This window comes from Pseudomonas sp. AC070 (genome assembly GCF_979258635.1).
Window position 1 is genome coordinate 1,638,319 of the sequence record NZ_OZ409871.1, and the last position, 21,245, is coordinate 1,659,563.

17 protein-coding genes are annotated in these 21,245 nt (G+C 62.7%); 8 read left to right on the forward strand and 9 right to left on the reverse strand.

The window, feature by feature from the left end; genetic code table 11:
* Positions 1-2: 2 nt before the first annotated feature.
* Positions 3-647 carry an NADPH-dependent F420 reductase gene (locus tag ACZZ0Q_RS07375; RefSeq protein WP_463539540.1) on the forward strand — a complete coding sequence of 215 codons (645 nt, stop codon included), beginning with the start codon at positions 3-5 and terminating at the stop codon, positions 645-647.
* A gap of 58 nt (positions 648-705) precedes the next feature.
* Here ACZZ0Q_RS07375 and ACZZ0Q_RS07380 read toward each other — a convergent pair whose 3' ends face one another.
* The 3 genes from ACZZ0Q_RS07380 to ACZZ0Q_RS07390 form a co-directional block, all read right to left on the reverse strand.
* Positions 706-1,014: a hypothetical protein gene (locus ACZZ0Q_RS07380; RefSeq protein WP_463539539.1), complete on the reverse strand. Its 309-nt coding sequence runs from the start codon at positions 1,012-1,014 to the stop codon at positions 706-708.
* Between the two features lie 52 nt (positions 1,015-1,066).
* Complete coding sequence (locus tag ACZZ0Q_RS07385) at positions 1,067-2,068, reverse strand: TerC family protein (protein WP_463383335.1); 1,002 nt, start codon at positions 2,066-2,068, stop codon at positions 1,067-1,069.
* A 184-nt stretch (positions 2,069-2,252) separates the two neighbouring features.
* Positions 2,253-3,107 (reverse strand): aldo/keto reductase family oxidoreductase, encoded by an 855-nt coding sequence (locus ACZZ0Q_RS07390; protein WP_463539538.1) that lies wholly within the window; start codon positions 3,105-3,107, stop codon positions 2,253-2,255.
* Between the two features lie 101 nt (positions 3,108-3,208).
* On the opposite strand from ACZZ0Q_RS07390, the gene ACZZ0Q_RS07395 reads away from it, so the two are divergent.
* The gene (locus tag ACZZ0Q_RS07395) at positions 3,209-4,108 is read left to right on the forward strand and encodes a LysR family transcriptional regulator (protein ID WP_463539537.1); all 900 of its coding nucleotides are present in this window, start codon (positions 3,209-3,211) and stop codon (positions 4,106-4,108) included.
* A gap of 15 nt (positions 4,109-4,123) precedes the next feature.
* On the opposite strand, the gene ACZZ0Q_RS07400 is transcribed toward ACZZ0Q_RS07395, so the two are convergent.
* The 5 genes from ACZZ0Q_RS07400 to ACZZ0Q_RS07420 all read right to left on the reverse strand — a co-directional run bounded on the left by ACZZ0Q_RS07400 (position 4,124) and on the right by ACZZ0Q_RS07420 (position 14,386).
* The gene (locus tag ACZZ0Q_RS07400; protein ID WP_463539536.1) at positions 4,124-6,226 is read right to left on the reverse strand and encodes an efflux RND transporter periplasmic adaptor subunit; all 2,103 of its coding nucleotides are present in this window, start codon (positions 6,224-6,226) and stop codon (positions 4,124-4,126) included.
* 10 nt (positions 6,227-6,236) lie between these two features.
* Positions 6,237-7,568: an efflux RND transporter periplasmic adaptor subunit gene (locus tag ACZZ0Q_RS07405; RefSeq protein WP_463539535.1), complete on the reverse strand. Its 1,332-nt coding sequence runs from the start codon at positions 7,566-7,568 to the stop codon at positions 6,237-6,239.
* The gene (locus ACZZ0Q_RS07410) at positions 7,565-12,028 is read right to left on the reverse strand and encodes a DUF4347 domain-containing protein (protein WP_463539534.1); all 4,464 of its coding nucleotides are present in this window, start codon (positions 12,026-12,028) and stop codon (positions 7,565-7,567) included. The genes ACZZ0Q_RS07405 and ACZZ0Q_RS07410 overlap by 4 nt, the downstream gene beginning before the upstream one ends.
* 70 nt (positions 12,029-12,098) lie before the next feature.
* Positions 12,099-12,845 (reverse strand): efflux RND transporter periplasmic adaptor subunit, encoded by a 747-nt coding sequence (locus ACZZ0Q_RS07415; protein ID WP_463539533.1) that lies wholly within the window; start codon positions 12,843-12,845, stop codon positions 12,099-12,101.
* The gene (locus ACZZ0Q_RS07420; protein WP_463539532.1) at positions 12,842-14,386 is read right to left on the reverse strand and encodes a TolC family protein; all 1,545 of its coding nucleotides are present in this window, start codon (positions 14,384-14,386) and stop codon (positions 12,842-12,844) included. The genes ACZZ0Q_RS07415 and ACZZ0Q_RS07420 overlap by 4 nt, the downstream gene beginning before the upstream one ends.
* A gap of 249 nt (positions 14,387-14,635) precedes the next feature.
* On the opposite strand from ACZZ0Q_RS07420, the gene ACZZ0Q_RS07425 reads away from it, so the two are divergent.
* On the forward strand, positions 14,636-14,923 hold the full coding sequence (locus ACZZ0Q_RS07425; RefSeq protein WP_463539531.1) for a Rho-binding antiterminator: 288 nt from the start codon (positions 14,636-14,638) through the stop codon (positions 14,921-14,923).
* A 44-nt stretch (positions 14,924-14,967) separates the two neighbouring features.
* On the opposite strand, the gene ACZZ0Q_RS07430 is transcribed toward ACZZ0Q_RS07425, so the two are convergent.
* The gene (locus ACZZ0Q_RS07430; protein WP_122493691.1) at positions 14,968-15,408 is read right to left on the reverse strand and encodes a hotdog fold domain-containing protein; all 441 of its coding nucleotides are present in this window, start codon (positions 15,406-15,408) and stop codon (positions 14,968-14,970) included.
* Positions 15,409-15,555: 147 nt separating this feature from the next.
* Between ACZZ0Q_RS07430 and ACZZ0Q_RS07435 the strand changes: the two genes are divergently transcribed.
* The 5 genes from ACZZ0Q_RS07435 to ACZZ0Q_RS07455 all read left to right on the forward strand — a co-directional run bounded on the left by ACZZ0Q_RS07435 (position 15,556) and on the right by ACZZ0Q_RS07455 (position 20,995).
* Complete coding sequence (locus ACZZ0Q_RS07435; protein ID WP_463539530.1) at positions 15,556-16,173, forward strand: TetR/AcrR family transcriptional regulator; 618 nt, start codon at positions 15,556-15,558, stop codon at positions 16,171-16,173.
* Positions 16,174-16,344: 171 nt separating this feature from the next.
* Entirely contained in the window at positions 16,345-17,205 is an 861-nt protein-coding gene (locus ACZZ0Q_RS07440; RefSeq protein ID WP_463542218.1) for an AraC family transcriptional regulator, read from the forward strand.
* Between the two features lie 159 nt (positions 17,206-17,364).
* Positions 17,365-17,823 (forward strand): (2Fe-2S)-binding protein, encoded by a 459-nt coding sequence (locus ACZZ0Q_RS07445; RefSeq protein WP_463539529.1) that lies wholly within the window; start codon positions 17,365-17,367, stop codon positions 17,821-17,823.
* Between the two features lie 14 nt (positions 17,824-17,837).
* Positions 17,838-20,027, forward strand: a complete 2,190-nt coding sequence (locus tag ACZZ0Q_RS07450; protein ID WP_463539528.1) for a xanthine dehydrogenase family protein molybdopterin-binding subunit — start codon at positions 17,838-17,840, stop codon at positions 20,025-20,027.
* Between the two features lie 2 nt (positions 20,028-20,029).
* Positions 20,030-20,995, forward strand: coding sequence for an XdhC family protein (locus ACZZ0Q_RS07455; protein ID WP_463539527.1), 966 nt, complete (start codon positions 20,030-20,032; stop codon positions 20,993-20,995).
* Positions 20,996-21,245 lie beyond the last annotated feature (250 nt).

The window sequence follows — 21,245 nt, forward strand, 5'->3', positions numbered from 1 at the left end:
TCATGAGTATCGGCATCATCGGTTCAGGCGCCCTGGGCGCAAGCGTGGCACGTGCGCTGGCGAAAAAGGGCATCGCCGCCACCATTTCTAACAGCCGTGGCCCGGCATCGTTGGCCGCCTTGGTGGCTGAGTTGGGCCCAAGCATCACGGCCGGCACGGTGGCCGACGCCGCTAGCGCTGACATTGTGTTCGCCGCCATTCGCTGGACCGACGCCGAGGCCGTGATGAGCGCGTTGCCAGCCTGGAATAATCGCATCGTCATCGACGGCACCAATCCGGTGGCGTTTCTGGACCCCGCCAGCGACGACGCCAACGACCCTAGCAATCCGCTGGCCGCGTATGGCATCAAAGCCATCGATCTAGGCGGCAAAGATTCCAGCGCGGTGTTCAGCACCTACGTAAACGGCGCCCGCGTGGTGAAGGCGTTCAACCATTTGGATGTGAATGTGTTGGCTGAGCCAGAAGTGGCCGGTGGCAAGCGCGTGCTGTTGTACTCCGGTGATGACGCCGCCGCGAAAACCGAGGTGCGCGCGCTGATCGAAGCCATGGGCTTTCACCCGGTAGACCTGGGCTCGCTGGCCGTGGGTGGCCCGTTGGCGGCGCTGCCGTTTGGCGCCTTTGCCGCGCAGAACCTGATCAAGATTTGAAGCCGTTTGCTTGAACGAAGGCCCGCCACCGTTGGCGGGCCTTTGGCGTTTTCGGCGATCAGGTTTCCACGCCGCTGTCGCGCTCCTGTTCGTTTTTCGCCGCTTCATTCTCGCTTTGTGGCTGGTCGTTTTCCGCCGAATCGTCGGTCGGTTTGCCAAGTAATTCATTGGTGGATTTCTGCGCGCTGTCGATCTGCTCGTTCAGCGCATTCACCGTGTCGCTCACCGTTTCACGGGCAATCTCTTTCGCGGCTTCGCCGGCTTTCTGTGTGAATTTTTGTGCCGAGTCTTCGGCCATTTCACAGCCGCTCAGGGTTAAGCCAAGCGCGGCGAAGAGGGCGAAAAGGGTCAGGCGTGGTGCGTTCATGTGTGTCTCCAGCAGGGGAGTGCGCCACGGTTTCAGCGGGGCGCGCAATGGATCAGGAATGTTCGGTGTTGGTGTCGGCAGGCGGGTCGTTGCGGGTTTTCCACAACGACAACAGCACGCCGCCAAACAACAGACCGAGGGTTACGCTCAGGGAAATAACCGGCGGGGTTTTACCGATTATTCCCACCAGGAAAATCTTGCAGCCGATAAACACCAGCACCAACGCCAGGGCGTATTTCAGGTAGGCGAAGCGATGGATCATCGCCGCCAGGGCGAAGTACAGCGCGCGCAGGCCGAGGATCGCGAAGATGTTCGAGGTGTAAACAATGAACGGGTCCTGGGTGATGGCGAAAATGGCCGGCACGCTGTCGACGGCAAACACCAGGTCTGCACATTCGATCAGCACCAACGCCAGGAACAACGGTGTGGCCCAGAGCACGCCACGACCTTCGGCGTTCGGCTGGCGCACGAAGAAGTGGCCTTCGTGCAAGCGGTCGGTGACGCGCATATGGCGGCGAAGAAATTTCACCATCGGGTTTTGCGACAGGTCCGGGTGATCGTCCACCTTGCTGAACAGCATGCGCACGCCGGTCAGCAGCAGGAAGGCGCCAAACACGTAGAGAATCCAGCTGAACTCGGCGATCAGCGCGGCGCCCAGGCCGATCATCAAAGCGCGCAGCACGATCACGCCGAGAATGCCCCAGAACAGCACCTCATGCTGGTACTTACGCGGGATGGCCAGGAAGCTGAAGATCATCGCCATGAGAAAAACGTTGTCCATCGACAACGACTTTTCAATCAGAAAACCGGTGTAGAAATCCATCCCGGCGTCGCCGCCTTTCATCTGCCAAACCCACAGGCCAAAGAGCAAACCGGCGGTGATGTAACCGGCAGACAACAGCAGGCTTTCCTTCACTCCAATTTCGCGATGCTCACGGTGAAGTACCCCGAGGTCGAAGACCAGCAGGCTGATGACGATGGTGATGAAGACGAGCCACAACCAGGTGGCGGTGCCGAGGAACTCGGCCATGAAGAACGGTTCTAGGGTGCTCATAAGCCCCTCCTAAGTCAGAGTTGTACAAACTGCAACTCCGACATGGCAGCTTGAGAAAGCTGTCAGAGGGGCCCGGCGTCGCCGCGACAATTTAACAGGCGATGCAACCGGCTCAAGTGCCTAGTCGTTGCAAAGTATCTCTGCCGGGCGGGGCTTTAGGGGCTATGAGCGGTTGCGGCGGGCGTTAGACCAACGCGTCCAGCGCGGCGATCACCTCGGGCGGCAGCACCAGTTCGGCGGCGCTGAGGTTTTCCTGCAAGTGCTTGACCGACGAGGTGCCCGGAATCAGCAGCAGGTTCGGCGAGCGTTGCAGCAGCCATGCCAACGCCACCCGCATTGGCGATGCACCGAGGCTTTTGGCCACGCTGGACAAGGTGTCGGACTGCAACGGCGTAAACCCACCCAGCGGGAAAAACGGCACATAGGCGATGCCCTGTTGCGCCAGGTCGGCAATCAATTGTTCATCGTGGCGATGGCAAAGGTTGTAGTGATTTTGCACACACACCACCGGCGCAATGGCCTGCGCCTGCTGCACCTGAACGGCCGACACATTGCTCAAGCCCAAATGGCGAATCAGCCCTTGCCGTTGCAGCTCGGCCAGCGTGCTGAAGCCGTCTTCGATAGACGCCTCGTCCGGTGCGTGCATGTTGCCCCAGGCGCGGTAATTCACCACGTCCAGCACCTCGACGCCCAGGTTGCGCAGGTTGTCATGCACCGCGCTTTTCAGCTCGGCGGGGCTGTGCGCCGGGTTCCAGGAGGCGTCAGCGCCACGTACTGCGCCGACTTTGGTGACGATCACAAGCTCGTCGCCATAAGGCGCCAAGGCTTCGCGAATGAGTTGGTTGGTCACGTGCGGGCCGTAGAAGTCCGAGGTGTCGATATGGTTCACCCCGGCGGCCACGGCAGCGCGCAGCACGGCGAGGGCGGCGGCGCGGTCTTTCGGCGGGCCAAACACCTGCGGACCGGCCAATTGCATGGCGCCGTAGCCCATGCGGTTAACGCGGCGGTCGCCGAGTAGAAAAGTGCTGGCGTTGCTCATGAGTACGGCCTCGTTTCGGTGGGGGAGGCGGCCACTATAGGCATTGACCACTGTGCTGATAATGCGCTGCAATCGGCACGGGTTGTGCGGAGCGGCGAACAATGCAAACAGACATTCAAGACCTGCTGGCCTTTGTCACCGTGGTTAACGCGGGCGGCTTTCGCGAAGGCGCGCGGTTGAGCGGCAAATCGGCCTCCAACCTCAGCGAAGCCGTGCGCCGGGTGGAAGCCGACCTCGGCGTGCGCCTGCTCAACCGCACCACCCGCAGCGTGGTGCCCACCGAAGCGGGCACGCGCTTGATGGAGCGCATCGTGCCGGCGCTGAGCGAAGTGGAATCGGCGCTGGACGTGGTCAACGACTTCCGCGACCGCCCCTCCGGCACGTTGAAACTCAACGTGCCGCTCAGCGCCGCGCGGCTGGTGCTGCCGGCGATCATCACGCCGTTTCTGCAAGCGCACCCGGATATCCGTCTGGAAATCATCGCCGAAGAAAGCTTCGTCGACGTGCTGGCTGCCGGTTGCGATGCCGGCATTCGTTACGACGATCGCCTCGAGCAAGACATGATCGCCGTGCCCATCGGCCCGCGTGTTCAACGCTGCGCCACGGCCGCGTCACCCGCTTACCTGGCCGCCCACGGCACGCCCAAACATCCGCGCGACCTGCTGCAACACGCCTGCATCCGAGGCAAATTCCCCAGCGGCGCGATGCCGTTGTGGGACTACGAGCGCAAGGGCGAAACCATCAGCGTGGACCCCAGCGGCCCATTGATCGTGCGCGTGGGCGGCGCCGTCGACCTGGCCGTACAAACGGCCGTCGACGGGCTGGGCGTGATTTACCTGTTCGAAGACTGGCTACGTCCGCATTTTGAAAGCGGCGCGCTGGTGCCGATATTGCAGCCGTGGTGGCAATCGTTCTCCGGCCCGTTTCTGTATTACCCGGGCCGGCGCTATTTGCCGTCGCCGTTGCGGGCGTTTATCGACTTTGTCAAAAGCAGTGCTTGAGCCGGGCCGCCGTAATCAGAAACCGGCCTCGCGCCAGGCCACCGCACCGGCTGTACGCAGGAACCGCGAAATCGGCGATTCCCAATTCCCTGCGATCGCCACGCGGCCGCGTACCAGCAGGCTGGTGGAGGGAACGGCGGTATCGAGGGCGAGTACCACGCGGTAGACAGCTTGTTCAGGATAGAGAAGGCCGCCTTTTTCGCGCACTAGAATATGCCCGCCCGAGGTGGCCGACAGCGAGGCTTCGCCGAGCGTGCGGCTGGCGTTGTGGTCGATGCTGGCGACGTGCGCTTTTACGTTTGGCCCGCCCATACCGTCGGCAATAAACAGCGCGCGATCGCCAATCTGCAAGCGGCGGATTTCGTCTTCGTCGACATAGGTCACCACCTGCCAGGGGCCGTCGCCGATCAGTTCGCCCAAGGGCTCCTGGCCTTGCAGCCAGTCGCCTTGGCGGAGGTCAGGGTCGATGTCCACCAACCGGCCGGGGTAGGGCGCAGCGGGTTGATAGCGCTGCAAGTCGGCGCCCACCGTGGCTTGTTCGGCGTTGGCGTGGGCGAGTTGGTCCTGCAACAACAGCCAGTCTTTGCGGGTTTTGTTGTCGAACGCGGCCGCGCCGGATTGCCAGCTCAGTGCATCTTGCCGTGCGCCGGCTTCCCTCGCGCGCAATTGCAGGTCGGGGGAAGCCAGGCGCAGCAGCGCTTGTTCAGCAGCCACGACCTGACCGTTGGCGACGGGAAGTTCGCTGACCATCGCGTTGGCCGGTGCGTACAACGCCATGTGCTGTTGCGGTTGCAGCAAGCCGCTGGTCAGCACGCGGTTGGGCCAGGGAATAAACACCAGGCCAACCAGCAACAGCATCAGCAATGCCGATAACCGCACCCGCCCGTGCTGTCGAATCGTCGGCCAGCGGCTGCGCCATTCCTTGACTTCACGCCACAGCGGCATGGCGATAAACCAGCTGATTTCGACGATAAACAAGAAGATGCCCACGGCCTTGATAAAGAAGTGATAGACCAGCGCGGCGATGCCCAGAAACAGCACCAGGCGGTAAATCCACACCGCCCAGGCAAAGATCACCAGCCCCTTGTGCCGGCGCGGCGGAAAGTATTCCGGCGGCGGTTCCTGAACATTGAACAGGCGTTCGCGCAAATCCCAGCGCGCCAGGGCAAAGGCGCGGCTGTGCAGATTGGGGATGCCGAGGTAGTCGGACAGCAGAAAGTAGCCGTCGAAGCGCATAAACGGGCTGCCGTTGATAATCAGCGTCGACACCCATGTGGTGGTCGAGAGCAGAAACGCGATCTGCTTGGGTCCACCTTCCGGCAACCAGGCCCACGCCAGCGTGGCCCAAGCCGCAATCGCCAGCTCGGTGAGGATGCCGGCACCGGCTACGGCCAGTCGTTGCTCGCGGCTGGGCAGGCGCCATACGTCGTTGGTGTCGGTGTATGCCACCGGCCACATCACCAGAAACGCCAGGCCCATGGTCGGCACGCGGCAGCCGTAGTGCTTGGCAGTGAAGGCGTGGCCCAGCTCGTGACAGGTTTTGGCGAAGAACAGCGCCGCGCCATAGGCGGCCATGCCTTGCCATGTGAGCGTGTCCATAAGGGTGGCGACGAAACGCTCGCTTTCGCGGTACGCCGACATGCCGCCGAGCACAGCGGCCAGTAGCGTTAGCCACCAGAACACCGGCGTGAAGGCAAACCCCACGTACGGCTTGGCGCGGCGTAGCAAACGGTCCGGGCGCACCAGCGGAATACGGAAGAACAGGTAGTTGTGCAGCAACCATTCACTCCAGGTGCCGCGCTGTTTGGCCAGGCTGGCGGCGAAAGCGGGCGCCGCGCCGAGAGAAGGCTGCAGCAGGTGCTGGTCGCGCAGGAATGTTTGCAGCTCGTCGAAGGCGGGCAGGTCGAGTTCGAGTGTGGTGTCCCGGTTTACTTCTTCGACAATGGCGCGCGGTTGGCCCAGGTGCCAGCGGCTGAGCATTTCAAAGTTGGGCCAGTCGATCTGGAAAAACAGGTTGCGGGCCGGGTCGTGTAGCGTCCAGCTCGGTTGCCCATCGCTCAGCCGTGGGCCGGGTTCGATGGTCAGTTCGTCGCGCAGAATGGGGAGTGTTGCGGCCATGTCCTGCGCCTCAGATCGCCAGGAACTGGCGCACGGCAGCCAGTGGCCGACGCAGCACCCAGTAGGCCAGCGGCACTTGGTCGCCGTAGAGCTTTACCGTGCCTTTCAAACCGATGCGTTGATCCGACGGGGTCACCAGCGTGGCGCGCACGCGGTAGGCGAAACTGCCGTCTGGGCGTGCCGTGGCACGGTGGCTCATGTAGCGAATGGTGCCCTCAAGCGAGGTGAGCGGCGAGGCGGCCAAGTACAACTGCAAAGGCGCACGGTCGGCCAACGGAATGGCGTCGCCGATGGGAATCCAGGCTTCGATTTCCACTTCATTGGCGGCGGCCACTTGCAGTATTTTCTCGCCGGTTTGCACCGGGCGGCCGATCCATTCGCTGGGGTCGTCGAGCAGTACGATGCCGGCGCTTGGGGCGAGCACGCGGGAGCGTTCGGACTGGCCCTGAAGGAACGTGGCTTGCGCTTCTTTCTCAGCGATCTTGCCCAGCAGCGTGGAAATCTGCGCGCGCGCTTGCGGGTCGTTGAGCATCATCTGGCTGGCCTGCCGGTACTCGGCGCGTGCGGTGGTCAGCGCTTCGCGTGCCACGGCCAGGCGGCTATCCAGCGGCGCCTGATCGAAGGTGAACAGTACCTCGCCAGGGTTTACGCTCTGGTTCGGGCGTACGCTGAAGTCGGCGATCACGCCGTCCAGCGGTGCGCGGATAGTGGCCGGGTTAGCCGGCACCAGTTCGCCTTGGGCCAGCACCGTGAGCCGCACCGGAAAACACAGCACCCCAAGCACGATAGCCGCGCCGATGGCATAACGGCGCCAACGCAAGCCGCTGCCCGTACGTTTGCCCCACGGCGTCCAGCGCGCCGGACGCTGTAAGGCCAGCCACGCGTGTTGCCAGATGTCGCGCCATTCGCTGAGTAACGGATTCAGCTCCGGCGCCAGCGGATGATCGGCGCCCAGCAGCAGGCCACCGTCTACGGCGGGCAGCGGCAACCAGGTGGCATAAGCGGGCAGCCATTCGGCCCATTCGGCGCTGATCTCGGCGGGTAGCGCGTTGATGTCGATGGCCAGCGGCGCGTCGCTGGTGTGTGTGCTCGAAAGATGCCGGCCGAGCCGCTGTAGCCACTGTGCGTACGGTACGTTGCCGTCCACCGACACCACGCCCGACAGCGCGCGCACGCCGCCATCGCTCAGCCATAACGCGGCCTGGCGGTAAGCGAGCAGGGCGCGGGTGTCGTTTACCAGCACAAAGCCCAGCTCGGCGGTGGTGGCTGCCGCGCGCGCCCGTTGTCCCAGTTCGATCAATGTCAGTAGCGGGTTGGCGGGCGCGGTTACCGCTTCATTCATGTGCGCCGACCATCCGCTGCGGCGGCGAGCCCGGCGAGGCGGTTGGCGCCGTGGCTGCGAGCGTCACGCAGTTGCTGGGTAAGGCTGCTGCGGCCGGCCAACTCTGCGGCTGCCGGCACCGCGGTCTGTGCCTGATCCGGCCGCGCAATAACGATGTCGAACTCCTGTATCGCCTCATGGCCCAGGCCGTCGCGGGCGATTACGCGCACGGTGAGTTTGCCGCTGAAATCAGCCGGCGCCTTGCCTTCAAAGCGACCATCACGGGAGTTGAATTTCAACCAGCTCGGCAGCGGACGGCCATCGGCCAGCTCTGCGGTCAGGCGCACGGTTTGCCCCGGCTGGCTTTGCATAAACGATTCGGCGTTCACCTGCAGATTCACGCGCTCGCCGCTTTGCACCACCAGGTCAGTAACCGGCGCGCGGCTGCCAAGGGCATCGCGACCGCCCATAAATACCAGGCCTGCCGCAGGGCTCATCAGTTCGGCCATGCCGCCGTTGACTTCGGCGCTGCCAGACAGCGCATCGCCAAACAAGGTCGGCGATTGCCAAGGGTTACCTACACCGTTATCGAACGTGGGCGGCATGGGTGCGGCCGGTTCGCTGACGCTTGGCGGCAGAAACGAGGGCGGTTGGGCAATCGGCGGCAATGGATCAGGGCGAACCGGTGGAGTTTGGAAGCCTTCGGTAGGCGCGGTCGGCACGGTCGGCGGCACCAGCGTGCCGACAATCAGCTCACCCGTGGTGGTGTCGGTGGCGCTGTTACCGGCCAGATCGACGACCGTGGCGGTCACGCTGTATTGCTGGTTCAACGTTAACGTCAGCGCGCCGCTCACCGGCACCGCCGAGGATAAATCCAGGCTCCAGGCGCCTGCCACCGGCGTTACGTCGTACGTCGCGCCGCCTACGGTGATGGTCAGGGTTTCTCCGGCCGCCAAGCTGGCATTGCCGGTGAGCAGCGGCGTCACGCTCGGCGTAGTCAGCGGGTCCACGGTCGGCACGGTGGCGGCGGTGTCGTAAATATACGACTGCGACAACACGGGGCCGTCGTTGCCGGCGATGTCGACCACTTTGACTTGCAGCGTGTCGGAGCTGACCAGCGTTTGCCCGTTGAGCACCCAACTGCTGCTGCCGACGGTGGCGGACGCGGTGGCCCACGTCGCGCCGCTGTCCAGCGACACCAGCACGCTTTCGCCGGCCGCCAGGTTGGCCGACAACGTGCCGCTGATGTTTTGGCCTGAGTTACGGGTAATGAAGTCACTTTGCGAGGTGCCGGAGTCGGCCGAGAAGTTCAGGCTTGCGACGGAGGTGTTGGAGCCCGTGGTGTCCAGCACGTACGCTGCGGTGCTGGCGTTGCCGTTATTGCCGGCAGCATCGGTGACACGAAAACGCAGCGTGTCGCTGCCGGCTAGCGTTACGCCCGTCCAGCTCAGCGTAGTGCCGGACACCTTGCTGGTGATGTCGGCCCAAGTGGCGCCGTTATCCAGCGAGCCGTAGACAATGTCCCCCGCACCGGGCGCGTTGCTCAGGGTGGCGCTGATGGTTTGCGCGGCGACGTTGGTGATCAGGTCGCTGTCGCTGGCGCCGTTATCAGCCGAAAACGAGATACCGCTGAACGTAGTGGTTGGGTTGGTGGTATCGAGCACATAGGCCTGAGCGAGGGCGCCGCCGTTGTTGCCGGCGTCGTCCGAGACACGAACCTTCAGCGTGCTGCTGCCCGTCAACGTCTGGCCCGCCAGCGACCAGTTTTTGCTGCCGACGCTGATAGTGGCCAGTGTCCAACTGCTGCCATTGTCGAGCGAGACATACACGTTCTCGCCAGCTGCCAGGTTGGAAGTCAACGTGCCACTGATGGTCTGCGCCGCTGTTTTGGTAATGAAGTCGGTGCCCGAAGTGCCGGTATCGGCGGAAAATTTCGCAGTGTTGACGGTATTGGTCGGCGCCGTGGTGTCGATGATCAGGTCTTTATTCGCGCTCAGCGAGCCCGCCGTGCCGGGCGTGGCCAGGGTTACCGAGGCGTTCTGGTGACTGCCGCCGGCTTCAATGATGGTGGCGCCGTTTAGCGCCAGGGCAGTGGTGGCGCTGTAGTCGAGGTCGCTGCTGTTCTGACCGGCAGCCACCACGTATGTAAAGGTCAGCGTGGCGCCGCCCGAGCCACCGGAATAGGTGGCAATGCCGCCGTCGCTAAGCGCCAAGGTCGGCGAGCCGTTGGTGGTGTCGACGGTGACCGCGCTGGAAAAGTCGACGGTGATGGTAACGGTTTGGCCCGCGCCATAGCTGCCGTCAAGGGTGCTGGCGGCGACGTTGGTCACGCTTGGGTTTGAGCCGTCTACGTTCACGCCGGCTGTGCTTGCCACGCTATTGAGCGTTGTACTGGCGTCATTGCCGGCCGTATCGCGCAGGGTGCCGCCGTTGGCAGATAGGGCCCCTACGCTAATACCGTTTGCGTCGGAGTCGCCGTTGACGACGGTGTAGCGAAACACCAACGCACTCGTGCCCGAGCCGGACACGTAGGTGGCAAAGCGCGTGGTTGCGCCGACCGTCAGGGCAATTCGCGGCGTGCCGCCGGAAGAATCGACGGTGACGGCTTCGCCGAAATTCACCGTGAAGTCCAGGTTGTCGCCGGTGTGGTAAGTGGCACTCGGCGGTACCGCCACCGCTGTGGTGGCAGGTGCCGAGGTGTCCAGCGTGTACGCCTGAATGCTCGTGACGCTGTCGTTTCCCGCCAGGTCGGTGACGCGAAAACGCAGGGTCGAGTTGGTGGAGACGAGCGTGGCGCCCGTCCACGTTAGCGTTGTGCCGCTCACTTTGCTGGTGACGTTGGACCAGGTAGTGCCGTTGTCGGTAGACGCCCACACGGTATCCGTGCCGCCTGGCACTGCGCTGAGGGTGGCTTGAATGGTTTGGCCGGAGAGGTTGGTGACCAGATCATTGGATGACGACCCGGTATCGGCGGAAAACGTGACGTTGCTGAACGAGATGGTGGGCGGTGTGGTGTCGAGGGTGTAGGTATGCGTGTAAGGCGTAGTGGTATCGCCGTTGGCAGCGATGACGCGTGCCTGAAAAGTATTGGAACCGGCCAACGTGGTGCTGGTGCTCCAGGTATTGCTGCCCACGGAGTAGGTGGAAGCATCCGCCCAGTTGGCCCCGTTATCGAAAGAAACTTGTACCCGCTCGCCGGTCGAGAGGTTCCCGGAAAGCGTGCCACTAATCGTTTGTGCCGCCGTCTTGGTGACGAAGTCGGTATTGGTGGTGCCGTTGGCGGCGGTGTCGGCCGATAGCGTGGCGCTGGCGACGGTCGGCGGTACGAAGAGGGTGATGCCGAAGTCTTGAAAAGTGGTGTAGTTGGCCGCAGTAAAAATCAGGCTGGTGACATTCTGCAAATTAAGCGTGATCGGATGAAGCAGGCCGTCGGCGGGGCCGAGGTTGACCGTCACATTGTCGGTGGTGCCGTCGGCCCGGGTGAGGGCAATATTCATTGAACTAACGAACGAAGCCACTTGAACGTTGCTTAAGTTGAAGCTGGAGCCGTTTTGGATGGTGACCTTTAAATAAATACTGTTTTGGTCGGCAGACATCGAATACAAACCCGAGCCGTCGCTATAGACATACAGCTCTGGCCCGCCGCTTTCGAATCGGATCGGTGTTCCACCGACCGCTTTGTTGATGGAATTTACCTGTCCGTTGCCATCGATATCTGCGCCGTTGTCATCGCCATCCTGGCCGTTAACAAAGCTGACCGTTTGAAGCACGCCGTTGTAGTCTGGCAGCGAAAGCGCTTGCGCTTCGATAGCGCCGCTATGCGCTTCCAGCACCCAGTCTCCTCCCTGTTTCGCTGCACCGGTCAGGTCAGTCGAAGCCGCTACATCAGCCCCGGTTGCCTGGGCCACGCCATTGAGCAGTGCCGTGCTGTCGCCGGTGTCGCACCCGTACAGCAATAAATCGCCTTCGCTACCCAGTGCCCGCCCCAACTGCGCCAGTTCGGCTTGGGTAGTGGCATCGCTCAGCGACGCTTCGCTGATATGGGCGGTGCCCAGGTTGAGCACGCCTTCGGAGCCATGGGACAAGATGTGAATGGCATCGAGCCCGCTCTGCGTCGAGGCCCATTGGGCAATCTGCGCCAGGCCGTCTTTGCTGCCGTCGAATTCGACAATGCCCATGCCGTCACGGACGCCGGCTTCCAGCGCCTTGTAGTTGGCGAGCGAGGTGTCGACCAGCACCACTTCTTTTCTGCCGTTATCTTTGGCTGGCTCCGCTTCACGTACGGTGACAGCAGGCGGCAAGGCCGGGGCGGCCGCCGCAGCAGCGTCGGGGGTTTGTGCGGCGTGGGCCGCATCGGCCACGGCGGCGCCGTCAAACATAAAGCGTTGTTCCAGAGACAACAGCTGCGAGGTGCGCCGCAAGCGTGGGCCGGCCGTTGCGTTCATTGCAGAACGAAGCAGGGACGCGATGGACTGGTTCATGGCTAACTCCTGAGGCAGCTGTTCGGAACAACGCTGATCACGTAAAGGCGGCTCGGGCCGCTTTTGTTCTTTATTGCGACGGCGGTTTCATCACCACGTTGCCGCTCATGCCGGCCATCAACTCGTCAAAGCGGCCATCAATCACCGCGCTGAGTTTGATCGACTGGGTTACCGCGTCAACCCGCGCGCCTATGCGCTGCACTTTGGCCGGGTAGGTGTTGCCGGTTTCATCAATGCTCACCTCAAACGGCGTGCCGGGCCGCAGCCAGGCCAACCAGCGCGAGGGCACGATAAATTCAAGTTCCAAGGTGCTGTCGTCGAGAATTTCCAGCAGCGCCTGGCCCGGCTGCACAAACTGCTGCTCGCGCACTTTCTGCTCGGCAATGCGACCGGGAAAGGGCGCGGCGATCTGACATTTGCTGAGCAACGTGCGGTTGGCTGCCACCTCGGCCTTGGCTTTCAGCGCCTCGGCTTTGGATACATTCAACTCGATGTTGCCTACCGAGTTGAGCTCCGCCAGTTTCTGGTTGCCTTTCCAGCCGGCGTCGGCGGCCATTTGCGCGGCCTCAGCCTTGTTCAACTGCGCTTGCTGGAGCAGGCAATCGAACTGCACCAGCGTTTGCCCTTGCTTGAACGACGCCCCTTCAGCCAACGGCAAGCGGGTGATCTTCGCGCCGATTTCTGCCGAAAGCGTGGTGTAGCGCTGTGGCGTGAGCTGGGCGCGAATCTCGCGGTGGTCCAGAGACGACTCAGCCGCATTCACGCTGCAGGCCGCGAGCAAGGCGACCAGCGTCAGCGCTGTGCAACCCGCTTTCATTGGGCGGCCTGCACCGGCGGCAGTTGGCCCTGGTTCCAGGTGTGCAGGGCGTTGCCGACCACATCGGTGAGCTGCGCCAGCGGCATGCTGTCGGAGCCTTCAACCACCGGCTCTAGACCCAACGTGGCTTGCAGGCGCGAGGCCGCGGCCTGGCTGTTGGACAGCGCCTGGTAACGACGCAGCTGCGACAGCACCGCCGCGCTTTGCTGCGAGACGCGGTCCAGCGGCGTGAGTTTCGAGGCCTCCGCCTGGTTGCTGATTTGCGTAGACATGCGCTCGTCTACCGAGGCAATGGCGTCCGCGCGCGCCAGTTGGCGAGTGGCGTTGGCGTATTGCAGGCGGGCGATATGCAGTTTGGTCAGCACCACCATTTGCGTGGCCATGCGGCGCTGGTCAGCGAGGGCGACGCCGGCATCGGCCAGGCGCATTTGCGCCGGTGCGGCCAGCAGACCCATGAGGTTGTACGAGATCTGCACGCCCGCATCGGTCCAGTGGCGGTTGATCAGGTACTCGTCATCGCTGGTGCGGTAGCTGTAGTTGAACGACACGCCCGGGAAGAGTTTAAGCAGGGTGCGGCGGGTTTCTTCCTGGGCAATGCGAGCGTTGTAAATGCCTTCGCGCAGGTCTGGGTTGCGAAGCAGGGCGTATTGTTCCAGCTGGTCCACCGGCTGGTTGAGCCAGGCACCGTTGTTGTCGTTGGCCGGCTCCACCACGCTGAAATTGGCCACCAGCGGCAGGTTGGTCAGCGCCGCCAATTCAACACGGGCGGTAGACAGTTCTTGCTGAATCATCTCTAGCAGCCGCAGGTTTTCCAGAAGCTGGCGCTGATAGCGCAGCGGTTCGAGCGGCGAGCGGATTTTCTCGTTCTCGGCGGCTTGGGCGTCTTTCAACGCCGCTTCGGAATCGGCGATGGTGGTGCGCAGCACCGGCAGCAACTTCTGCGCTGCAACCACGCGCCAGTAAGCACCGCGTACTTCTTCCATCAAATTGTGCAGTGCCTTGCGACGGCGTTCGCCGGCAATAAACACGCGGTCGGCGTTCTGTTTGGCGGCGTAGTAGCTCTGGCCGAAATCCAGCAGACTCCAGGAAATGCCGATATCGCTGGTGACTGCTTCGCGGCTGGAGGAGATATACGGGTTGGCCAGTGACGGTTCGCCAGTCACGGAATCTTCGCTGCGTGAAATCAATTCCTTGTCGCGGCCACGGTAGCCGGCGGAGGCGATGAGCTTGGGCAGCATGTCGAACTGGCCGACTTCAAACGTGCCTTGCGCCACCGCTTGTTCCATCGCGTGGTAACGCTGCTCGGCGTTGTACTTGATAGCGCGAGCCACCGCGCCTTCCAGGGTGAGCGGGCCGTTAAGCGGTTCTACATCGCGAACCAGGGCGGCTTTGTCGGCGGCCACCGTGCTGCGCACTTCATCTTCGGTCAGGGCGGCAGTGCCGAACTTCAATGTTGAGCAGCCCGCCAACATCAGCAGCCCCCCAACAAAAACCAAACGTGTGGAATAACGCAGTGTTGATGCGGGGAGGGACAGGCGCATTGAAGGCTCTCTGGTTAGAAGTCACAAAGCGACCTGTCTACGAACTTCCGTGGTCGCACAGCGGTTCGCGAGTGTAATCGTAGGAAGATTTCGATGAATAGAGGGGAACTTTAATAATTGCATTGGCTCTAAGCGCGCTTTTTCCGGCAGCGCGATAGATTTGGCGGCCAGCACCAGTCAGCGCCGCGTGCGAACCCATCACCACAATGGGCATCCACTGTTGCACACACCCACAAACAGGAGACCAGCATGAGCCAGTACCAGCCAATGAATTGCGACCTGTATGACTACCTCGAAATCGCCTGCATGCACGCGTATCCATTGCGCATTGAGTTAGTCGATGGCGGCGAGCTCAAGGCCACCGCGCTAGACACGCGCACCGCCCCGAGCAAAGAAGAGTTCTTGCGTATTCGCGATGAGCAGGGCGAGCGGGAAATTCGACTGGACCAGTTACTCGCCATCACCCCGCTCAACGAGGGCGCGCAGTTTGGCCGGGTAGAATTGTCCGGCCAGGCGTGCGAAGCGCCGAAGTCATAACGCAAAGAAAATAGCCGCCCACATGAGGCGGCTTTTTTTACGGATTAACCCAGCTTCACATTCATGGTGATGCGCGCCGTGAAAACCTTCACGCCGCCTTCGTCGAAAATGTCCACCGGCACCACTTTGTCGCCGCCGGTTTGCCAGTCGATGGCGCTGCCGTCGGCGATGGCGCGTACCGAAGTTTTGGCTTTGGCCAGGTATTCGACGGTCATGCCTTTTGGAATCCAGCGCGCGCCGGCTGGAATCGATACTTCAGTCATCATGCCGCCGGCCAGTTCGGCTGCGTTGCACAGGGCGATGGCGTGAACGGAGGCGAGGTGGTTGGTGATTTCTTTACGAAACGGCACGTTGACTTCGCCACGACCGGGTTCGAGCACGGAAATTTCCGGCGTGATGGTGCTGAAGTACGGGGCCATTTGGCAGGCCATGGAACTGAACGCCGAGGCGCCAACGCTTTGGTACATGCTGAGTGTCTGACTCATGGACGGTGACCTTTAACGAGTGAAGAAAGCGAAATAAACACAGAAGTAGAATTCTGTTCTAGAACAATATTCTGGTAGTTGGACGCTGTCAATCACTCGTCGGGTCGGTGCGTTTGTCTTACCATCGCGCTTTTTCCGGACGCGACCATGGAACCTGTTGATCTGCTTGAGCGTTGCTACCCTGGGCGTCGCGCCGAGACCAAGCGGCAAATCCTGCGCACGGCGCTGGCGCTGTTCAATTCCCAGGGTATTGAAGCCACCACCATCGACACCGTGCGTGCCGAAAGCCAAAGCAGCGTCGGTTCGATCTATCACCATTTCGGCAACAAAGAAGGGCTTGTAGCCGCGCTGTTCATGGCTGCGCTCGATGACCAGGCGCGCCTGCGCGACAGCTACCTCGCGGGCATCACCTCTACCCAGCAATGGGTGCACGCGCTGGTGCACAGTTATGTGGATTGGGTGGTGACCGAGCCGGACTGGGCACGCTTCCAATACCAGGCCCGCCACAGCGTGGCGCAGGGCGCTTTCAGTGAACAGCTCAAGGAGGCCAACCTGGCCAGAAGCGCGCAATTGCGCGACTGGTTCAGCGACGCCGCGCACCGCGAAGAATTGCTCGATCTGCCGCGCGAACTGATTCCCTCGCTGATCATCGGCCCGGCCGAAAACTACTGCCGCGCCTGGCTCTCGGCGCGGGTCAAACAAAGCCCCGACGCCTATCGCCAGCCATTGGCCGAGGCGGCGTGGCGGGCGGTGGGGCGGGTGTAGCGCTGCTGTAGGGCCGGTCCAGGCGACTCTCGTCAAATTGGGCAAGAAACGAAACAAATCAGGCAAGAAGCCGCCAGCCGCTGTGCGCATACTTCCGCGATCCATTCGTAGGAGTCGCCTGTGAAACAAGCCGTCAAATCCACTGCAGGTGAAAACCCCAACGTTGCCGTATTGGCGGACGCCGTGGCCCGGCTGTTGCGCGCCGATGACGACCTGGTAACGGCCTATCCCGCCCTCAGCCTGTTCCGCCGCCGCTCGGTTACCGAGCCCATGCATTGCCTCTACGGGCTGGGTATTGGCTTGGCGTTGCAGGGCGCCAAACGGGTGATGGTCGGCGACGAGGTGCTGCATTACCGGCCGGGCGAATCGATTGTCACCAGCGTCGACCTGCCGGTTCTGGCCCATGTCACCGAAGCCAGTGCGGCCAAGCCGTACCTCGGATTGATGCTCACGTTCGACCGCGCGCTGGTGATGCAAGTGGCGGAAACCCTGAACCTGGCCCCGCGCATGAAAGACGAGCGCTTCCGGCCCATTACCGTGCAAGCCCTGGATACCGACGTGGTAGATGCCCTGATCCGCCTGGTGGCCTTGCTCGACAACCCGGAGCTGTTGGCACCGCTGGCGCCGCTGATTCAAAGCGAAATCATCGTGCGCCTGCTCAGCGGTGTTCACGGCCCGCAGCTGCTGCACATTGTGGCGGCAGGCTCGCCCAAGCAGCACATCGCTAAAACCGTGGCCTGGCTGAAGAAAAACTTCCGCGAAACCCTGCGCGTCGACGACATGGCACAGAGCGCGCACATGAGTCCTTCCACCTTTCGCCAGCACTTTCGCGCGGTCACCGGCATGAGCCCGCTGCAGTACCAAAAGCAGCTGCGCCTGCAGGAAGCGCGGCAATTGATGCTCAGCCAGAACGTCGACGCCAACAGCGCCGGGGCCATGGTCGGCTACGAAAGCTCCTCGCAATTCAGCCGCGAATACAGCCGCCTGTTCGGCGCGCCACCGCAGCGCGACATCCGTCGCATACGCCTATAACGCGGGGCTTGCAGCCCAACGGTTGTGTCTGGAAATTTCGTTGAATCAGGCAATTGCGCGCGTGGATCAGGCAAGTGATCCGCGTGCCCAGCCGCGCATACTGGCCGCCAGCTATTCCCTCGACCATGCCGCACCGCGTTCTTCGCGCCGGAGGATTTCATGCTCACGCTCACCGTCAATAACCAAGAAATGCGTGTCGACGTCGCCCCCGATACGCCGCTGCTGTGGGTTCTGCGCGACACCTTGCAGCTAACCGGCACCAAGTTCGGCTGCGGCATGGCGATGTGCGGCGCGTGCACCGTGCACCTTGATGGGCAGGCGATTCGCTCCTGCGTAACGCCGGTGTCGGCGGCAGTGGGCAAGCCGGTGCACACCATCGAACACATCGGCGACAACGGCACGGGCAAGGCGGTGCAGCAAGCCTGGCAGCAGTTGGATGTCGTGCAGTGCGGTTACTGCCAGTCGGGGCAGATCATGAGTGCGGTGGCCTTATTGGAGAAAAACCGCGCGCCTACCGATGCCGATATCGATCAAGCCATGGCCGGCAACGTATGCCGCTGCGCCACTTACGTGCGCATCCGCGCTGCCATTCACCAAGCCGCCAAGACGCTGGCGTAAGCGAGGGATCAGCCATGAGCCATTCGATAGAAAACCAGAGCCGTCGCCGCTTCCTGCAAGGCTCTGCTGCCGGGCTGACCCTGGCGGTGTATTTTCCCTGGGCGATGAAACCGCATATCGCCCTCGCAGAAGGCCAGGCCGCCGCGCCGGCATTCGAGCCCAATGCGTTTGTGCGTATCGGCGAGGACAACAGCGTCACCGTGTACGCCAAGCACCTGGAAATGGGGCAGGGCGCCTACACCGGTCTGGCGACGATCGTGGCTGAAGAACTGGACGCCGCGTGGTCGCAAGTGCGGGTCGAAAGTGCCGCTGCCGACGCCAGTCGCTACAGCAACTTGCAGTGGGGCTCGCAAGGCACCGGCGGCAGCAGCGCTATCGCCAACTCGTGGGAGCAACTGCGCAACGCCGGCGCCTCGGCGCGCGCCATGCTGGTGGCAGCCGCAGCGCAACGCTGGCAAGTGCCGGCGAGTGCCATCGCAGTCGCCGACGGGGTGGTCAGCCACGCCGCCAGCGGCAAAACTGCGACCTTTGGCGAGCTGGCCAACGCCGCCGCTGAACAGAAAGTGCCGGCTCAGGTTCAGCTCAAAGACCCTAAAGACTTCAAACTGATCGGCCAAGCGATACCGCGCAAAGACTCCGCCGCCAAGGTCAACGGCACCGCGCAGTACACCCAAGACATTCACCTGCCCGACATGCTCACCGCCGTGGTCGCCCACCCGCCGCGCTTTGGCGCCACGGTGAAATCCTTCGACGCCAAACCGGCATTGGCGGTGGCCGGTGTGGTCGATGTGGTGCAGATTCCCAGCGGCGTCGCCGTGCTCGCGCGCGACACCTGGAGCGCCAAGCGCGGGCGCGATGCGTTGGTGGTGCAGTGGGATGAAACGGCCGCGTTCAAATCCAGTTCGGCCGAGCTGGAGGCGCGCTTCAAAAAGCTCGCGGAAAAACCTGGCGCCGTCGCCCTCAAGAAAGGCGATGCCGACACCGCCATGACCCAATCCAAGCACGTGCTGGAGGCCGCGTACGACTTCCCGTACCTGGCCCACGCCGCCATGGAACCGATGAACTGCGTGATTCGCGTAGGCAAGGACGTGTGCGAAGCCTGGTTTGGCGCGCAGATGCAAACCTATAACCAGCAAGTGCTGGCCGAGCTGTTCGGGCTAAAGGTCGAGCAAGTCAAAATCAACACCCTGTACGCCGGCGGCAGCTTTGGGCGACGCGCCAGCAAGAACGCCGATTACATTCTGGAAACCGCTCATATCGTCAAAGCCATCAACGCCCGCGCCCCGGTGAAAATGGTGTGGCTGCGCGAAGACGACATGCAGGCCGGCCTCTATCGCCCCATGTTTCACCACACCCTGCGTGCCGGTCTGGACGACAAGGGCAAATTGCTGGCGTGGCAGCATCGTCTGGTGGGCCAATCGGTGCTCGCCGGTTCTCCCTTCGGCGCGGGCATGAAAGACGGCATCGACCCCACCTCCGTTGAGGGCGCGTCCAATCTTCCCTACAGCATCGACGCCATGCTGGTTGATCTGCACACGCCCGACGACATCCCCGTGCCGGTGCAGTGGTGGCGCGCAGTGGGTTCCACCCACACGGCGTTTTCCACCGAAACCTTTCTCGACGAACTGGCCCAGGCCTCGGCGCAAGACCCCGTCAGCTGGCGCCTGGGCATGCTGGACAAACACCCGCGCCATGCCGGTGTGCTGAAACTGGCCGCCGAGAAAGCCGGTTGGGACAAACCGCTGCCGCCCGGCAAAGACGGCGAGCGCCGGGGCCGTGGCATCGCCGTGCATGAAGCCTTCGGCTCGTTTGTCGCCCAGGTGGCAGAAGTGACCGTGCAGAGCAACGGCCGCTTCAAAGTCGACCGCGTGGTGTGCGCCGTGGACTGCGGCATTGTCGTCAACCCCGACGTGGTCCGCGCCCAGGTTGAAGGCTGCGTGGGCTACGGCTTGTCGGCGGCACTGAGCGAAGCCGTGACCTTTATTGACGGCAAAGCGGAGCAGAGCAACTTTCACAACTACACGCCGCTGCGCATCAACGACATGCCCGTCGTTGAAGTGCACATCGTGCCTTCGGCCGCCGCGCCCACCGGCATTGGCGAGCCTCCGTTGCCGCCACTGGCACCGGCCGTGGCCAACGCGCTGGCGGCGGCGACCGGCAAGCGCATCCGGCGTCTGCCGATTGGCAACCAGTTGGTCGGTTGACCATGCAGCACCTCGACGTGCACGTCGCCGAGCAGGCGCTAGCCTGGGCGAGCGCCGGCGAAACGGTGTGGCTGTGCACCGTGCTCAGCACCTTCGGCTCATCGCCCCGTGAACCCGGCTCCATGCTGGCCGCGCGTGCCGATGGCCAGCACGTAGGCTCGTTGTCGGGCGGCTGTGTGGAGGAAGATTTTCTCGAACGTCTGCAAGCCGGTGCGTTCGAGCGTGACGTCAGCACCGTGCGCTACGGCGACCCGGATGGCCCACAAGGCGCGCGAATCGCCTTGCCCTGCGGCGGCATTCTCAACGTGCTGGTGGAACGTCTGGCGCCCACCATTGCCACGCGCGAGCAACTGGAAACGCTGCTGGACACGCTGCTCGGCCAGCGCCACGTGATCCGCCAGATCGACGTGCGCAGCGGCGCGGCAACGGTGCTCGCCGATGACGGACTGGGCCAACGGGTGACCGAACTGCCCGACCAGCATCAGGTACATATTCGCGTTGGCCCGGCGGCTCGGCTGATCATTGCCGGCATCTCCCCGGTCTCGGTGGCCTGCGCCGAATTTGCCCGCACCCTGGGCTTTGAAGTGATCGTCTGCGACCCGCGCGAAGACGCGCAGGCCGGCTTCACAGTGCCGGGCATTGAGGTGCGTAAGGAACTGCCGTCATCGTTTATAGCCGCCGGCGGTTGCCACGGCGCCACCGCCATCGTCGCACTCACCCACGACCCGCGCATCGACGACCTGGCCATGATCGAAGCGGTGCGCACCTCGGCGTTTTACATCGGCGTAATGGGCTCGCTGCAAACCTCACAAAAACGCGCTGAGCGTTTGCGTCGTTCTGGTGGTTTGAGCGACGCCGACATTGCCCGATTGCACATGCCGATTGGCTTGGACCTAGGCAGCAAAACACCGGCCGAAATCGCCCTGGCCGTGATGGCCGATATTGTTCGAGTACGGCGCGGTAGATGAATTGATTTTGTAGGAGCGGCTTCAGCCGCGAGTTTTTGCTCTATCGCTCGTGATCTACCCTGCACCCGTTCACAAAACGTTCAACCGACGCGGTAATGATTGAACATTCAAAATTCAGCCAGACGAGAAACTCGGGATCCAGTATTTCAAGCCGTACACGGTAGATCGGCGAACGTATTCATTACGGGGGGGTAGGTCAAAAGCGGAAGTCACAATCTCGCGGCTGAAGCCGCTCCCACAGGGGGGGCGC

What these genes read in the sequence shown, in the direction of transcription:
- ACZZ0Q_RS07375 (WP_463539540.1), top strand. Translation starts at nt 3, where the DNA reads ATGAGTATCGGCATCATCGGTTCAGGCGCCCTGGGCGCAAGCGTGGCA.
- ACZZ0Q_RS07380 (WP_463539539.1), bottom strand. Translation starts at nt 1,014, where the DNA reads ATGAACGCACCACGCCTGACCCTTTTCGCCCTCTTCGCCGCGCTTGGC.
- ACZZ0Q_RS07385 (WP_463383335.1), bottom strand. Translation starts at nt 2,068, where the DNA reads ATGAGCACCCTAGAACCGTTCTTCATGGCCGAGTTCCTCGGCACCGCC.
- ACZZ0Q_RS07390 (WP_463539538.1), bottom strand. Translation starts at nt 3,107, where the DNA reads ATGAGCAACGCCAGCACTTTTCTACTCGGCGACCGCCGCGTTAACCGC.
- ACZZ0Q_RS07395 (WP_463539537.1), top strand. Translation starts at nt 3,209, where the DNA reads ATGCAAACAGACATTCAAGACCTGCTGGCCTTTGTCACCGTGGTTAAC.
- ACZZ0Q_RS07400 (WP_463539536.1), bottom strand. Translation starts at nt 6,226, where the DNA reads ATGGCCGCAACACTCCCCATTCTGCGCGACGAACTGACCATCGAACCC.
- ACZZ0Q_RS07405 (WP_463539535.1), bottom strand. Translation starts at nt 7,568, where the DNA reads ATGAATGAAGCGGTAACCGCGCCCGCCAACCCGCTACTGACATTGATC.
- ACZZ0Q_RS07410 (WP_463539534.1), bottom strand. Translation starts at nt 12,028, where the DNA reads ATGAACCAGTCCATCGCGTCCCTGCTTCGTTCTGCAATGAACGCAACG.
- ACZZ0Q_RS07415 (WP_463539533.1), bottom strand. Translation starts at nt 12,845, where the DNA reads ATGAAAGCGGGTTGCACAGCGCTGACGCTGGTCGCCTTGCTCGCGGCC.
- ACZZ0Q_RS07420 (WP_463539532.1), bottom strand. Translation starts at nt 14,386, where the DNA reads ATGCGCCTGTCCCTCCCCGCATCAACACTGCGTTATTCCACACGTTTG.
- ACZZ0Q_RS07425 (WP_463539531.1), top strand. Translation starts at nt 14,636, where the DNA reads ATGAGCCAGTACCAGCCAATGAATTGCGACCTGTATGACTACCTCGAA.
- ACZZ0Q_RS07430 (WP_122493691.1), bottom strand. Translation starts at nt 15,408, where the DNA reads ATGAGTCAGACACTCAGCATGTACCAAAGCGTTGGCGCCTCGGCGTTC.
- ACZZ0Q_RS07435 (WP_463539530.1), top strand. Translation starts at nt 15,556, where the DNA reads ATGGAACCTGTTGATCTGCTTGAGCGTTGCTACCCTGGGCGTCGCGCC.
- ACZZ0Q_RS07445 (WP_463539529.1), top strand. Translation starts at nt 17,365, where the DNA reads ATGCTCACGCTCACCGTCAATAACCAAGAAATGCGTGTCGACGTCGCC.
- ACZZ0Q_RS07450 (WP_463539528.1), top strand. Translation starts at nt 17,838, where the DNA reads ATGAGCCATTCGATAGAAAACCAGAGCCGTCGCCGCTTCCTGCAAGGC.
- ACZZ0Q_RS07455 (WP_463539527.1), top strand. Translation starts at nt 20,030, where the DNA reads ATGCAGCACCTCGACGTGCACGTCGCCGAGCAGGCGCTAGCCTGGGCG.